Genomic DNA, 14,248 nt, shown 5'->3' with positions numbered 1-14,248 from the left:
ATGGTAAGTTCAGACCTGACACCCGTTGATGATGCCATTGACCATCTCGTTGGACAGGCCCGCCCGATTGCACGTACGGAAACGGTGGCGCTGGCGGACAGCCTGGACCGGGTTCTGGCGAGAGACTATATGGTGCCGGCAGATGTGCCGCCGGCAGATAACAGCGCTGTGGATGGCTACGCTGTGCGTGCCGGCGATCTTTCCGGCGAGGGTCCGTTACCGGTGTCCGGACGGGTCGCTGCCGGCGAAGCCCCCGGCGACCTCAAGCCCGGTACAGCGGTGCGTATTTTTACCGGCTCGGAAATTCCCTCGGGCGCGGATTCGGTCATCATGCAGGAGCGCATCACCCTGTCCGATGATGGTATTACCGTCAATGCTCCCGTGAGCGAAGGCCAGAACATCCGTCGTCAGGGTCAGGATCTGACCCGGGGCGAACTGGCGCTGGCGAAGGGCACAAAGATCCGCGCCCAGGAGATGGGCCTGCTGGGCTCCATCGGTGTGGCAGAGGTTTCCGTTTACGAAAAGCTGAAAGTTGCCATTCTCACTACCGGTGACGAGCTGGTGGATCCCGGGCAGCCACTGGGGCCCGGACAGATTTACAACTCCAACCGTTTTACAATGCTTGGGCTACTGGCAAAAGCAGGCTGCGAGGTGTCCCTCTGTGAAACTCTGAGGGACACACGCGAAGCGACTCGCAGCACACTCGAGCGGGCCGCGGCCGAAGCCGACCTGATCATCACCAGCGGCGGCGTATCGGTGGGTGAGGAAGACCACGTAAGAGCCGTACTGGAGGAATCTGGCCAGCTGTCTCTGTGGCTCATGGCCAGCAAACCCGGCAAACCCATGGCTTTCGGTTCGATCGGCGGGACCCCGGTGCTGGGCCTGCCAGGTAACCCGGCGGCCGTGCTGGTCACCTTTCTGGTGGTGGGCATGCCGTTTATTCGTGCCTGTCAGGGCCGGGGCGTCATTACAGGCCTTGGCGAACGCTTACCTGCCGGCTTCTCAACAGAGAGCACATCGGTTCGTCGGCAGTATATTCGTGCCCGCAAGAGCATGGGCGATCATGGACCGGTGGTCACCGCCTATTCCAACCAGAGCTCCGGCGTGCTGAGCTCCGCATGCTGGGCCGACGGGCTGGCCGTGGTACCGGAAAATGAGATCATTGGTCTGGGAGATTCGGTGACCTACTACTCGTTTGCAGAACTGCTGGAGTGAACATGGCCGGGGACAACACCATTACCGTGAAATTTTTTGCCCGCCTGCGGGAAGAGCTGGACACTGCCACGCTGAATGTGGATGCCAGGCCCGGGCTTACGGCCGGTCAGCTACTGCATGAACTGGCCGCCAGGGGCGGAAACTGGACACAACTTGATGGCGCGCAACCAGTGATGATTGCGGTGAACCAGGTAATGACAAAACCGGACAGAGAGCTGCAACCCGGTGACGAGGTGGCTTTTTTCCCGCCGGTAACAGGGGGCTGATGTGATTCGTGTCCAGCAACAGGATTTTGATCCTGCCGAGGAATACCGTGCACTTCGCGATAGCGGCTCCGGTACCGGAGCAATTGCGACCTTTACCGGTCTGGTCCGTGACAGCGGCGACATGAAAGGCGTGACCGGGCTGTTTCTTGAGCACTATCCGGGAATGACAGAGCAGGTTATCGAGGGGCTGGTCAATGAGGCGTCACAGCGCTGGGACGTGCGTGAAGCCCGGGTTATTCACCGCGTGGGGTTGCTGGCACTGGCGGAGCAGATTGTGTTTGTCGGGGTATGCAGTGCCCACCGCGGGGATGCCTTTGCGGCCTGTGAGTTCATCATGGACGCTCTGAAGACGTCTGCACCTTTCTGGAAGAAGGAAATTACCAGCGACAGCGAGCACTGGGTTGAGCAGAAGGCTGCTGACCTGGATCGCAGTCAGAGCTGGGAGTAGTCCTCGGAACCTTTTGACCAGACGGCAAGCAATGCCACCCTTCTTCCGAAAAACGCTGTAAATACATCCTTGTACGCTTGGGCTCCGCCATCCATGGCTCCGCACATTTTCGGAAGAAGGGTGGCATTGCCTGCCTGATCCAGAGTTGCCTTCCAGATCGTTCTTAGTAATTTGCGGCAATAAAAAACCGCCCGTGAGCGTTTGCTCAGGGGCGGTTCTGGCCGTTGGCAGCTATCAGAGATTGCTGTCCAGGAAAGCAGCCAGTTGCGACTTGGACAGTGCGCCCACTTTCGTGGCGTCCACGTTGCCGTTCTTGAACAGCATCAGCGTGGGAATACCGCGGATATTGAACTTGGGCGGTGTCTGCTCGTTTTCGTCGATGTTCAGTTTGCAGACCTTCAGTTTGCCTTCGTACTCTTCAGCCATTTCTTCCAGCACCGGTGCAATCATCTTGCATGGGCCGCACCACTCGGCCCAGTAATCAACCAGTACCGGCACGTCTGACTGCAGCACTTCCTTCTCAAAGGAGGCATCTGTAACGTTTACAATATTTCCGCTCATTTCATTTTCCCGATTCGTGCATCTGCCGGCGTTAACCGCCCGGCTGATGTTGTTGACTGTCGTTGGCGGTTACCGCGCAGGTGCATGGTAACCGTTCACCGTGATCATTGTACGCAATACTTTACGCGATTGGTCAGGCGGATGTGAAGCGCTTCCTGCCTGCCGGACACTTCGGATTACACTGACCAGTGGTGCACCATTGCGTTACACGGCATATCGCTTATAGTAATCACCAGGTTTGGCGGTTTCCCCCCCGCCATCCCGTTGGCACTGATTATAACGCAACAGTTGTCGGGGTTTTCCCCGCACGACTTATCAAGCTCCCTTCCCTCTATTCAGGGCCTGGCATAAGGAATTCAATACACGTGACGGCCAACTCCCCCGCCACATCGCCAGAACTGCTCGCAGCAATTGATATGGGCTCCAACAGCTTCCACATGGTGGTCGCACGCCTTGTTCACGGAGAAATACGAACCCTGGAAAAGATGGGCGAGAAGGTCCAGCTTGGTGCCGGCCTGGACAGATACAACCGTCTGACCGAGGAAGCCCAGGAGCGGGGCCTTGCCTGCCTGAGCCGGTTTGCCCAAAGACTGCGGGGCATGCCACCGGAAGCCGTTCAGGTGGTGGGCACCAATGCCCTTCGGGTGGCGCGCAACACCCAGGAATTCATGGCCCGGGCAGAAGAAGTGCTGGGATATCCGGTGGAGATCATTGCCGGCCGGGAAGAAGCCCGCCTGATCTACCTGGGCGTCTCCCACACCCTGTCGGATGACAGCGGCCGGCGCCTGGTCATTGATATCGGCGGCGGCAGCACCGAGTTCATCATCGGGGAGCGTTTCGAGCCCCAGGATCTGGAAAGTCTGCACATGGGCTGCGTGTCGTTCCGCAACCGTTACTTCCCGGATGGCAGAATTACCCGCAAGCAGATGGACAGGGCCGTTACCCACGCTGAGCAGGAGCTGCTCAACATCCGCCAGCACTTCCGCAACAAGGGTTGGCAAAGTGCCGTGGGTTCGTCCGGCTCAATCAAGGCTATTGCCAGTGTGCTGGCCAGCCTGAAAATTACTGATGGCACCATCACCGCCGACGCAATGACCGAGCTCAGGAAACGGCTGGTGGATATGGGCAAGGTGGAGAAGCTTGGTGACCTTGGCGTGCGCGCCGACCGCCAGAGCATTTTCCCGGCCGGATTCGCGATCCTGATGGGGGCTTTCCAGTCGTTACAGATCACGGAAATGGCCTTTGCGGATGGCGCCCTGCGGGAGGGCCTGCTCTATGATATTGCCGGGCGCATTCAGCATGAAGACGTGCGGGAGCGGACCATTCAAGCCCTGCAGGAGCGTTACCACGTAGACCAGGAACATGGCAGTGCCGTGGAGGAAACCGCTATCGCTGCCTGGCGGCAGGTCGCTGATGCCTGGGGACTGAACACGGCGGCTGATGAGGAGGTCCTGCGCTGGGCCTGCCGGCTGCACGAAATCGGCCTGACCATTTCCCACAGCCAGTACCACAAACATGGCGCTTACCTGTTGCGCTATTCTGACCTGCCCGGCTTCAGCCAGCAGTTCCAACGCGATCTGGCGACGCTGGTCCGCGGCCACCGGCGAAAATTCTCTTCCGCCATTTTTGAAGGGCTGGACCCGGAAGACATTCCCCGCTTGCGTTACCTCTGCGTGCTCGTTCGGCTGGCCGTGCTGCTGCAACATCCCCGAAACCATGAGCAACCACCAGAGTTCCACCTGTACCCGTCAAGCAATGGTCTGGCCGTGGAATTCACCTCTGGCTGGCTTGATGACCGCCCTCTCACACTCGCCGACCTCGAAAACGAGCGCGAGTACCTGGACAAACAGGATTTCAGGCTTGAGGTAAAGGTCTAGGTCGCCAGCTCCGCTTCCAGATCTTCTACGGTTTCGCTGATCTCGAGCCATTCCGCCTCCACCTCCGCGAGCCGGCTTTTGGCAGTCGCCTGCTGCCCCAGCAGCTCCTTCAGCTTCTGCTTGCCCTGGTCCGCATAGAGGTCAGGATCCGAGAGGTCCTGCTCCAATGTTGCCAGCGTTGACTGAAGCCTGTCCATTTCCTTCTCCAGAGCCGCCTGCTGCTTGCGATAGGGGCTGAGTTTCTGGCGAATCGCCGCTTCGGCCCGCTTACGGGACTTCCGATCATCCGCATTCTCACCTGTGCCGCTGGCCGGATTGCCCGCAACTGAGGACTGGTCACTGCCCCCCGGAGTACCGGCAGACTCGCGCCGGGGCGCTTCCGTTTCATCCTTGCGCCGGTCTGCCAGCCAGCGTTCGTAGTCTTCCAGATCGCCATCGTATTCGGCCACCCGACCGTCGTTTACCAGCCAGAAATTGTCCACGGTATTACGCAGCAGGTGGCGATCGTGTGAGACCACCACAATGGCGCCGTCAAAGTTCTGCAGCGCCATGGTCAGGGCCTGGCGCATTTCAAGGTCCAGGTGGTTGGTAGGCTCGTCCAGCAACAGCAGATTGGGCTTTTGCCAGGCAATGACGGCCAGGGCCACCCGGGCCTTCTCCCCGCCGGAGAACGAGCGTATGGCACTGAGGGCGCCATCTCCGTGGAAATCGAAGCCACCCAGAAAGTTACGGATGCTCTGCTCCGATGCTCTGGGAGAAAGCCGTTGCAGGTGCAGGAAGGGGCTGGCGTCCAGATCAAGGGACTCCAACTGGTGCTGGGCAAAATAGCCGATGGCCAGGTGTTCCCCGGTTGTCCGCTCACCGCGAAGCAGCGTGCTCTCACCGCGAAGGGCATCCATCAGGGTCGATTTGCCGGCGCCATTCGGGCCCAGTAAACCGATACGACTGCCCGGCAGCAGGGAGAGATTGATACCCTCGAGGACAACTGTCTCGCCGTAGCCGGCTGCGCCGTTGCGGATAGAAAGCAACGGGTTGGAAACCTTGTCGGCCACGGGAAACTCGAAGCTGAATGGCGAGTCTACGTGGGCGGGAGCGATTTTTTCCATGCGCTCCAGCGCTTTGACTCGGCTCTGTGCCTGCCGTGCCTTGGTTGCTTTGGCTTTGAACCGGTCGATAAAGCGCTGGATTTCGGCGATCCTGGCCTGCTGGCGCTCATAACCCGCCTGCTGCTGGGCCAGGCGTTCACTGCGCTGCGTTTCGAATGATGAGTAATTACCCGTATAGAGTTCCAGCCGGCGCTGATCAAAATGCACCAGGTGCGTCGCGACACGATCCATGAAATCCCGATCGTGAGAGATGAACAACAGGGTGCCTTCGTACCGCCGCAGCCAGTTCTCCAGCCAGAGGCAGGCGTCCAGATCCAGGTGGTTGGTGGGCTCGTCCAGCAACAACAGGTCCGAGGGACGCATCAGCGCCTGGGCCAGGTTCAGGCGTATTCGCCAGCCGCCGGAAAACGAAGATACCGGTCGGTCGGCATCAGCATCCGAAAACCCGAGCCCGCGCAGCAGGATTTCGGCCCTACGTGGCGCGGACCAGGCTTCGTGGACGTCCAGCTCGCCATGAATCCGGGCAACCGTGTGGTCGTCCCCGGCTTGCTCAGCCGCAGCCAGTTCCGCCTCCATTCTGCGCAAGTCGTGATCACCATCCAGTACGAAATCCCGGGCACTGCGGGACGAAGCCGCCACTTCCTGGGCCATGTGGGCAATCCGGCAGCCGCCGGGTAAGGACACGCTGCCCTGCTCTGGTGACAATTGCCCCAGCAATAACTGGAACAGACTGGACTTGCCGGCACCATTGGCACCAACTATTGCCACCCGCTGGCCGGGCTGGATGGTCAGGTTGACGGCTTCTAGCAACCAGACGCCACCACGTTGTAAACTGAGATCGGTTATCGTTAGCATAGCGTAATGGTATCAGGGAACGTTTAATATGGAACCGGCAGGGGCCCTATGTCGTGTAGCGGGAGCAAGATACCTGAGGACATTGATCCGGAAAACCCGTTATGGCGTTTTGCCTGCCGATTCTGGGAGTCTCCACAGTCACGGGACGCATGCCTGGAGCTACAGGACCGAGGCTGGAGTGTTACCAGGATCCTTTGTGCGGCCTGGCTTGCTTCATCAGGACACAGCTTTTCCGGCACGGAGAACGACAGGGTAACCGAATGGCGATGCCAGGTTACAGAGCCAATCAGGTCGGCAAGAAAATACATTACGAAAAACAATCCCTGCACTGTTACTGTGAGGGAGTGTATTGCCCGAAGCGAACTTGAGGCTGAGCGGATTGAGCTGGCCCTGGCTTACCAGGCCCTGACCTCGGAAACACAAACAGGCACCGGCGGGAAGACATTGGCCAGCTTGGCCCGGAATAACCTTCTCGCTGCGGCACCGGAGACGATAATGAATAACGGGACCGGCAGATTGCTGGACACACTTGCCAGAGAGCTGTCGACACTCGTAAAGGGAGATAACAGGCCATGTTGATGAAATGGCTGATCCGGCTGGCCTTTCCTGCACTGGGCGTTCTTGTTGCGCTGATGATATTTGGCCTCAACGATCCTACGGATACGACCACCGAGCCCACCGGAACAGAAGCAAACGCGGACATTCCCTCTTTTGAGGGGCTGGTACCTTCCCCTGTGCCCACTGAGGGCCCTGACATCGTCTTCAAGTGGCAGGACAGCGACGGCAGTTGGCATTACGCCGACTCCCCGCCCCCCCAGGGACCGTGGAATGCGCTTGCCATTGAACGCAGTGACAGCGAAACCGTGCGCCCGCCGGTGGCTGACCCGGAAACCGACTGGCAATCGCCCTACCGGGCACCGTTCTCGCTGTCTCCGGATACCGCAAACAACGGCAGCTAATGCTGCCACTATTCCTCCCTTAACACATGTTCAGTGGCATCTGGCAACAGAACCCGTTACCTTCTGGGCGTCCATAATCATTCAACAGTAACCACACTTAAGGAACAGGCAATGAACAAAACCCTGATCGCACTGGCAGTTGCCGGCGCACTGGTAGGCTGCTCTTCCCAGCAGGATGCCGCCCCGGAAAATCCGTCACTGGAATCCACTGATGAAAAGGTCAGCTATGGCATGGGTCTGGTCATGGGTGAGCGGATGGGCAACGATCTGCCGGATCTGAAAATGGAACAGTTTCTCCAAGGCATCCAGCACGGCCATGCCGGAGACGAAGAACAGACTCGCATGAGCCGGGAGGAAATTCAGGAAGCCCTGATGGCCTACCAGACCCAGCTCCAGGAGCAGGAGTCAGCCCAGACCGAAGAGCTGGCCCAGAAGAATCTCGAAGCCGGAGAACAGTTCCTGGCCGAGAACGCCGAACGTGAAGGGGTTGAAACCACCGAATCCGGCCTGCAGTACGAAATACTTGAGGAAGGCAACGGAGAGAAACCGACTGCCGAAGACCGTGTCCGGGTTCATTACACCGGCGAACTGATCTCTGGTGAGGTATTCGACAGCTCCCGCGAACGCGGCGAGCCGGTCACCTTCGGCCTGAACCAGGTGATCCCGGGCTGGACAGAGGGCCTGCAGCTGATGTCTGAAGGCAGCAGGGCAAAACTCTACATTCCCGCAGAGCTGGCTTATGGCCCGGGTGGAAACCAGAGAATCGGGCCTAATGAAACGCTGGTGTTTGACGTGGAATTGCTGGAAATCAACCCGGAATAATCACTCCGGAGCACTCGCTTCCCCCCACCTCATCCGGTGAGGCCGGGGGAAGTATCCAGCCATCCCCGATCAGGCCGAAGACATGACCTTCTCGGCGTGGGCATTGTGAAGATGTTCAATCAGGAAGTCTTCCATCTCAAAACGGCTCTCGAGGGTTTCCCCCAGCTCAGAAAGCTGCTCGAACAACTCCCGAATTTCGCCTTCAGTCAGTGACTGGCCGTCAAGGCGGTCATTGAAGTTCAGTGCCGTTTCCGTGGTTTGCTCAATCTTCGGATACAGCTTTGCCACCAGTTCCAGGCCGCCGTCATTGAATTCCCTGGCCTCCTGCACCAACTGTTCGTAAATCTCGAAATGCCCGGCCGACACATAGTCCACCAGCACCTCGCAGAGCTTCACGAACTTTGTGCGAAGTGCATCTGTTTGCGAATAGTCCGTGGCACCCGACAGTTCACAGTAGTGCACCAGCAGTTCCTGCCTTTCCTTAAGCCAGCGGTCAATCAGTTCGCTGACACCACCCCAACGCTCCCTGGCATTACGGCAATTCTCCAACATGACGCCTATCTCCGGTTACCGGCTTCTGGTTTGATTTTTTTATGTCGAGACTCAAGTTACCCCATGCCGGCAGTCTGTCGCAACCGTTTCAGCCCTGTATCCAGTCAGACTTTTTGCGGGGCCGGAACAGCATGACCAGCCCGGTAATCACCAGCACAGTGAAAAACACAGCGGTCCACCCGGGAATACTGAGCCCAAGGAAACGCCAGACCACTTCGGCGCAGTCACCAGTTCCCCGAAGAGCCGTGGCAAGCACCTCCATCCAGGGCAGTACATCCAGCATATACTCCACAGATGGCCCGCAGGCCGGAACCTGATCGGCCGGCAGATTCTGCAGCCAGAGCTGTCGTCCTGCCACACCCAGTCCTGCTCCGGCCGTTACCACAAGGAAGAAACCATAGACCCTGACCCCAAAACCCTGGGGGCCATGCAGAGCTGCCAGCAGGCTGACCAGGCCGGCACCCATAAAGCCAAACCGCTGCAACCAGCATAGCGGGCAGGGCTCCAGCCCCATGAAATGCTCCATGTAAAAGGCCACGCCAAGCAACCCGGCACAAATCAGGAATATCAGGAAAAAAACGGCTCTGGAATTCAAATGCACACCTCTGAGAAACAGTCGGGCCAGATAGTTCATTCCACCATGGCGGTGGAACCACCAGATGCTGCAACCCCGCATTGACCCTGCTATTCTCCCAGCATCGGTGGTGCCTGCAGGCGCCCAGCCACTTAACCTTAAACCAATATGAACTTCAAGCCTATGACACTTAAGCCAAAGCACCTCTTGCTGGCTCTGATGATGGCCCTGCCGCTGGCCTCCACGACCTTTGCCCAGGAGGATGGAGAAGCGGACCAGGAGCAGGAACAACAGCAGGAACCGGGCATAACTGACTACATCGAAATGGAGCCCCCATTCGTGACTCATGTCGGAGAACCCGACACCAAGCTGACCTACCTCAAGGCAGCCGTCACGATACGGGCCTCCAGAGAAACCACCCGCCCGGCAGTGGAAGCCCATATGCCAAGACTACGCCATGAACTGGTCATGCTTTTCGGTGAGCAGACCGACACCGACAGACTGTCGAGCAACGAAGGGCAACAGGCATTGCGGGAAGCGGCTGCAAGCAGGATCAATGCAGTGTTGGAGGAACAACAGACCGGTGAAAGCATCACCGGGGTGTTATTTACCGAGTTTGTTGTTCAGAAATAGCTGCCGGCAAAGCGGCTTTGATCAGGCAATTCTGGAGAACAGGTCATTCGAGGGCTGCGCCTCCCCGGCCACCTGTTCGGCGTCTTCCCAGCCTGCCTCCCAGGCCGCGATCACCACATCACCACGGTACGGACAACGGCTGCGCTCCATCCCCATGGAAGCAGCCATGTAGCCCTGGCGGTAGGCTTTGTTCAGGGATTCCACATCCCATCCCAGCTTGATGTCTCTGGCCATGTCGGTTCTCCATTTACCTGTGCAGCCACCACCAAACGGTGCCTTTCTGTTTACAGAAATTAACAGTGCAGGTAGAACCTGACAAACTTTTGTTACGTTTCTGTGCGACAGGTCCGCAGCAAATGTGAAACCGGGAGGATGCTCTCAATACCGGCCTACGATTGCTGGTATTGCTCGAGAAACTCGCTGAAAGGCTGGGTGTCGTTCTGCTCCATGACAGCCTGCTCTGCAAGTGAGTCACTGCTCATTTTGCGGAACGCAACCATCACCTCGTCTGGCAGCCCCTCATCCCGCAATGTCTGCTGGTGGCGCTGGGAGATCTCCATGCCCCACTCGCGATGGCCCATTCCGGAACGCTCCATCTCGTCCAGCACCCTTGCCGAAGGAACCTGAAGCGGATCCTTCAGCTTGGCTCTCTGGTCATCCAGGGCGCGCTGATAGGTCCGGTCGCCGTTCCATCCATCCAACTGCTCCGCCAGCGGCTCCAGCCTGTCCAGCAAGGCATTGGCAGCCTCACCCACGGCAACAGGCTCGCCGGCGCGGCAAAGAGTCAGTTCCGGATCCCTGCCACGGGCCACAACATCCTGATAGTTGTCATCCAGTCGGTCGCACTCGTCATCGTCAATGCGCGGACTGTCCGTCAGCAGGCAGTCCAGCAGAAACAGATCGAGAAAGTCGACCTGGCTTTCATTGACGCCAACCGGCGAAAACGGGTCGAGATCCAGGCAGCGCACCTCGATGTATTCCACACCACGGGATTCCAGCGCCTGTATCGGCTTTTCCTCTCGTTCGGTGGTGCGTTTGGGCCTCACGGCGCTGTAGTACTCGTTTTCGATCTGCAGCACACTGGTGTTGATCTGGATGAACTCACCATCGCGCCGGGTGCCGATCTCTTCATAGGGCGGCCACGGGGTATGGATGGCCCGGAACAGGGTGTCTGTGTAGGTCTTGAGCTCGTTGAAGCAGATGTTCAGGGAGGCCTGGGCATTGTTGTGGTAACCCAGGTCGCCCATGCGCAGAGATGTGGCCGTGCGGCCGTACCAGGTGTCATCGTTGAACCTGGAGAGGTCGTGGCGCACGCCTGCCACAAAGCTGGCATCGAGAGCCGGGGAGGCTCCGAACAGCAACATCAGCAACCAGCTGCGGCGGCGGAAGTTGCGGATCAGCCAGAAGTACTGGTCCGACTTGAAGTCTTTCAGGCTCTGCTGGTTTCCCAGCGCCTGCTGCCAGAGGTTCCAGAAACTGTCCGGCAGCGACAGGTTGTAATGGGCGCCGGCGATGCTCTGCATCATTCGACCGTAACGGACGGCCAGCCCCTGACGGTAAACATGCTTGAGGCGCCCGATATTGGCCGTGCCGTATTCAGCAATGGGAATGCTTTCGTCACCATCCAGTTCACAGGGCATGCTGGCAGCCCAGAATACCTCGTCACCCAGATTGATCTGCACAAACCGGTGAATGTCCCTGAGCGAATCAAGCATGCCACGGGTAGTATCGAATACCGGCGTAATCAGCTCCAGCAAAGCTTCAGAGTAGTCAGTGGTGATGCGTGGATGAGTCAGCGCTGAGCCCAGGGAACGCGGGTGCGGGGTCTGCGCAATAAAACCATTACGGTCGACCCGCAGGCCCTCTTTTTCCACGCCCTTTCTGAACCCGCTCCACTGGCTGGCGGTGAACTGCTGAAAGAGCTGATGGCGGGATTCACCCATGAATGACTCCTGCTTGGCTGAAGGCCGGACCAACCGGCCATCCTGAGTATATTGTGTGAGAGCGCGGGTTAACGACCGTCTTTGCGGGCCGACGCCAGCGCCTGGGCCAATGCTCCGGCCATGGCCCCCTTCTGCGGGCTGCCCGCAGCCTTCGGACGATCATTCCCGCCGGCAGGCCTGCCGCCACCAGCCTTTCGATTGCCTCCGGCTCCGGCACGATTGTCGGCCTTTTCGCCCGGCTGGTCATCCATACGCATGGACAGGGCAATTCGCTTTCTCGGTATATCCACATCCATCACTTTCACCTTGACGATATCCCCGGCCTTGACCACTTCCCTCGGGTCTTTCACGAAGGTATTGGACAAGGCCGATATGTGAACCAGCCCGTCCTGGTGAACACCAATATCCACGAATGCCCCGAAATTTGTGACATTGGTGACGGAACCTTCCAGTACCATGCCCGGCTTCAGGTCGTTGAGGGTTTCCACACCTTCCTCGAAGCTGGCAAAACGGAATTCCGGCCGAGGATCCCTGCCCGGCTTCTCCAGTTCCGTAATAATATCTTTAATGGTCGGCAGACCAAACTGCTCGGTGACGTAGTCCTGCGGGTTCAGTGAACGAAGGAAGGCAGCATCACCAATGATCCCCTCAACCTTGCGGTCATTTTTACGGGCAATGGCCTCAACCACACCGTAGGCTTCCGGGTGCACCGAAGAACGGTCCAGCGGGTTATCACCACTGGCGATCCGCAGGAAACCGGCCGCCTGCTCGAACGTACGTTCCCCCAGCCGCGACACTTTAAGCAACTGCCTGCGATCGCGGAATACCCCATTCTGGTTACGGAAGTCGACAATATTCTGGGCGATGCTCTGGTTCAGACCAGAAACACGCGCCAGCAACGGGATGGAGGCGGTGTTGAGGTCCACACCGACGCCGTTCACACAGTCTTCCACCACCGCATCCAGGCTGCGGGCCAGTTGCACCTGTGAAACATCGTGCTGGTACTGGCCCACACCGATGGATTTGGGCTCTATCTTGACCATTTCCGCCAGCGGGTCCTGAAGACGGCGAGCGATGGACACAGCGCCCCGGATGGTGACGTCCAGATCGGGCAGCTCGCGGGATGCGAACTCAGAGGCGGAGTAGATGGAAGCACCGGACTCACTGACCACAATCCGCGCCAGCTTCAGTTCCGGATACCGCTTGCACAGGTCCGCCACCAGCTTTTCTGTCTCGCGGGAAGCGGTACCATTACCAATGGCGATCAGTTCTATACTGAATTGCCTGCACCAGTGGGCCAATTGCTCGATGGACTGGTCCCACTGGTTGCGGGGCGCATGGGGGAAAATTCCGCCGTGGCCCACCACCTGACCGGTACCATCAATGATGGCCACTTTCACACCGGTACGCAGCCCGGGGTCCAGCCCCAGCGTCGGGCGCGGGCCAGCCGGCGCCAACAGAAGCAGGTCCTTGAGATTGGCGGCAAACACGTTAATGGCTTCGGTTTCCGCCGCTTCCCGCACCTGACCCATAAGGTCGGTTTCAATCTGAGTAGACAGCTTTACCCGCCAGGTCCAACGCACCACTTCCGCCAACCAGCGATCAGCTGCACGGCCGTTGTCGCGAATGTGCCAGCGCGCGGCAATACGGTGTTCTGCAGGGTGCGGCTGGCGCCGGTCGTCTTCGCCGTCACCCACCACAATGGAATAGGTCAGCACACCTTCGTTGCGACCGCGAAGGATGGCCAGGGCACGGTGAGACGGCACTTTCTTCAGCGGCTCCACGTGGTCAAAGTAATCACGGAACTTGGCGCCCTCATTCTCCTTACCTTCCACCACGGTGACCTTGAGCTGGCCCTGTTGCCAGATGAAATCACGCAGCTCACCCAGCAGCTCGGCGTCCTCGGCAAACCGCTCCATAAGGATGTAACGGGCGCCATCCAGGGCAGCTTTGGTATCTGTTATACCGGCATCTGTATTCAGGTAGCCTTCCGCTGTTGCTTCCGGCTCCAGCGTCGGGGCGTCATACAGCGCATCTGCCAGAGGCTCCAGCCCTGCCTCGCGGGCTATCTGGGCCTTGGTACGGCGCTTGGGCTTGTACGGCAGGTAAAGGTCTTCAAGGCGGTTCTTGGTGTCCGCTGCATCGATGCTGGCGCGCAGCTCATCGGTGAGTTTGCCCTGGTCCTCGATGCTTTTGAGGATGGTGGATCGGCGGTCTTCCAGATCCCGCAGATAGCGCAGGCGATCCTCCAGGTTACGCAACTGGCTGTCGTCCAGCGAGCCGGTGACTTCCTTGCGGTAACGGGCAATAAAGGGAACGGTGGCGCCACCGTCCAGCATTTCCACGGTGGCATTAACCTGCTGTTCACGAACGCCCAGTTCGTCAGCAATGCGCCTGATGATACTGTTCATGCAACCTCATCTGATGCTTACGAGTC

The 14,248-nt window shown here is 58.7% G+C and carries 15 protein-coding genes; 8 read left to right on the top strand and 7 right to left on the bottom strand.

The annotated features are described in order from the left end of the window. The 3 genes from QPM17_RS14600 to QPM17_RS14590 are packed head-to-tail and all read left to right on the top strand — an operon-like array spanning position 1 to position 1,929. The gene (locus QPM17_RS14600; protein WP_285391555.1) at positions 1 to 1,215 is read left to right on the top strand and encodes a molybdopterin molybdotransferase MoeA; all 1,215 of its coding nucleotides are present in this window, start codon (positions 1 to 3) and stop codon (positions 1,213 to 1,215) included. A 2-nt stretch (positions 1,216 to 1,217) separates the two neighbouring features. After that, positions 1,218 to 1,481, top strand: coding sequence for a molybdopterin converting factor subunit 1 (moaD, locus tag QPM17_RS14595; protein ID WP_285391553.1), 264 nt, complete (start codon positions 1,218 to 1,220; stop codon positions 1,479 to 1,481). A 1-nt stretch (position 1,482) separates the two neighbouring features. Further along, positions 1,483 to 1,929, top strand: a complete 447-nt coding sequence (locus tag QPM17_RS14590) for a molybdenum cofactor biosynthesis protein MoaE (RefSeq protein ID WP_285391552.1) — start codon at positions 1,483 to 1,485, stop codon at positions 1,927 to 1,929. 234 nt (positions 1,930 to 2,163) lie between these two features. Here the strand turns inward: QPM17_RS14590 and trxA are convergent, their stop codons facing one another. Further along, on the bottom strand, positions 2,164 to 2,490 hold the full coding sequence (gene trxA / locus QPM17_RS14585) for a thioredoxin TrxA (protein WP_285391551.1): 327 nt from the start codon (positions 2,488 to 2,490) through the stop codon (positions 2,164 to 2,166). A 365-nt stretch (positions 2,491 to 2,855) separates the two neighbouring features. Here trxA and ppx point away from each other — a divergent pair, with 365 nt between their 5' ends. After that, entirely contained in the window at positions 2,856 to 4,367 is a 1,512-nt protein-coding gene (gene ppx, locus QPM17_RS14580) for an exopolyphosphatase (protein ID WP_285391550.1), read from the top strand. On the opposite strand, the gene QPM17_RS14575 is transcribed toward ppx, so the two are convergent. Then, a complete protein-coding gene (locus tag QPM17_RS14575) occupies positions 4,364 to 6,328 on the bottom strand; it encodes an ATP-binding cassette domain-containing protein (protein WP_285391549.1) in 1,965 nt (654 codons plus the stop codon). The two genes, ppx and QPM17_RS14575, sit on opposite strands and share 4 nt — an antisense overlap. A gap of 48 nt (positions 6,329 to 6,376) precedes the next feature. Between QPM17_RS14575 and QPM17_RS23800 the strand changes: the two genes are divergently transcribed. From QPM17_RS23800 to QPM17_RS14565, 3 genes are all read left to right on the top strand, one after another. Next, positions 6,377 to 6,907, top strand: coding sequence for a DUF2390 domain-containing protein (locus tag QPM17_RS23800; RefSeq protein ID WP_422732771.1), 531 nt, complete (start codon positions 6,377 to 6,379; stop codon positions 6,905 to 6,907). Further along, entirely contained in the window at positions 6,901 to 7,287 is a 387-nt protein-coding gene (locus tag QPM17_RS14570) for a DUF4124 domain-containing protein (protein WP_285391548.1), read from the top strand. The genes QPM17_RS23800 and QPM17_RS14570 overlap by 7 nt, the downstream gene beginning before the upstream one ends. A gap of 111 nt (positions 7,288 to 7,398) precedes the next feature. Then, on the top strand, positions 7,399 to 8,109 hold the full coding sequence (locus tag QPM17_RS14565; protein WP_285391546.1) for a BamJ family beta-barrel-assembly machinery protein: 711 nt from the start codon (positions 7,399 to 7,401) through the stop codon (positions 8,107 to 8,109). Between the two features lie 69 nt (positions 8,110 to 8,178). On the opposite strand, the gene rsd is transcribed toward QPM17_RS14565, so the two are convergent. Both rsd and QPM17_RS14555 read right to left on the bottom strand, forming a co-directional pair. After that, positions 8,179 to 8,661: a sigma D regulator gene (gene rsd / locus QPM17_RS14560; protein ID WP_285391545.1), complete on the bottom strand. Its 483-nt coding sequence runs from the start codon at positions 8,659 to 8,661 to the stop codon at positions 8,179 to 8,181. 88 nt (positions 8,662 to 8,749) lie between these two features. Continuing rightward, positions 8,750 to 9,256: a disulfide bond formation protein B gene (locus QPM17_RS14555; RefSeq protein ID WP_285391544.1), complete on the bottom strand. Its 507-nt coding sequence runs from the start codon at positions 9,254 to 9,256 to the stop codon at positions 8,750 to 8,752. Positions 9,257 to 9,418: 162 nt separating this feature from the next. Between QPM17_RS14555 and QPM17_RS14550 the strand changes: the two genes are divergently transcribed. Next, positions 9,419 to 9,868 carry a flagellar basal body-associated FliL family protein gene (locus QPM17_RS14550; RefSeq protein WP_285391543.1) on the top strand — a complete coding sequence of 150 codons (450 nt, stop codon included), beginning with the start codon at positions 9,419 to 9,421 and terminating at the stop codon, positions 9,866 to 9,868. A gap of 21 nt (positions 9,869 to 9,889) precedes the next feature. Here QPM17_RS14550 and rmf read toward each other — a convergent pair whose 3' ends face one another. The 3 genes from rmf to QPM17_RS14535 all read right to left on the bottom strand — a co-directional run bounded on the left by rmf (position 9,890) and on the right by QPM17_RS14535 (position 14,222). Beyond that, positions 9,890 to 10,102, bottom strand: a complete 213-nt coding sequence (rmf, locus tag QPM17_RS14545) for a ribosome modulation factor (RefSeq protein WP_285391542.1) — start codon at positions 10,100 to 10,102, stop codon at positions 9,890 to 9,892. A gap of 155 nt (positions 10,103 to 10,257) precedes the next feature. Continuing rightward, entirely contained in the window at positions 10,258 to 11,811 is a 1,554-nt protein-coding gene (gshA, locus tag QPM17_RS14540) for a glutamate--cysteine ligase (protein WP_285391541.1), read from the bottom strand. Positions 11,812 to 11,879: 68 nt separating this feature from the next. Then, positions 11,880 to 14,222 (bottom strand): Tex family protein, encoded by a 2,343-nt coding sequence (locus QPM17_RS14535; protein WP_285391540.1) that lies wholly within the window; start codon positions 14,220 to 14,222, stop codon positions 11,880 to 11,882. Positions 14,223 to 14,248: the final 26 nt, after the last annotated feature.

The sequence above is a fragment of the Marinobacter azerbaijanicus genome (assembly GCF_030250645.1).
Taxonomy (GTDB): Bacteria; Pseudomonadota; Gammaproteobacteria; order Pseudomonadales; family Oleiphilaceae; genus Marinobacter; species Marinobacter azerbaijanicus.
This window is presented reverse-complemented; position numbering and strand designations above follow the sequence as displayed.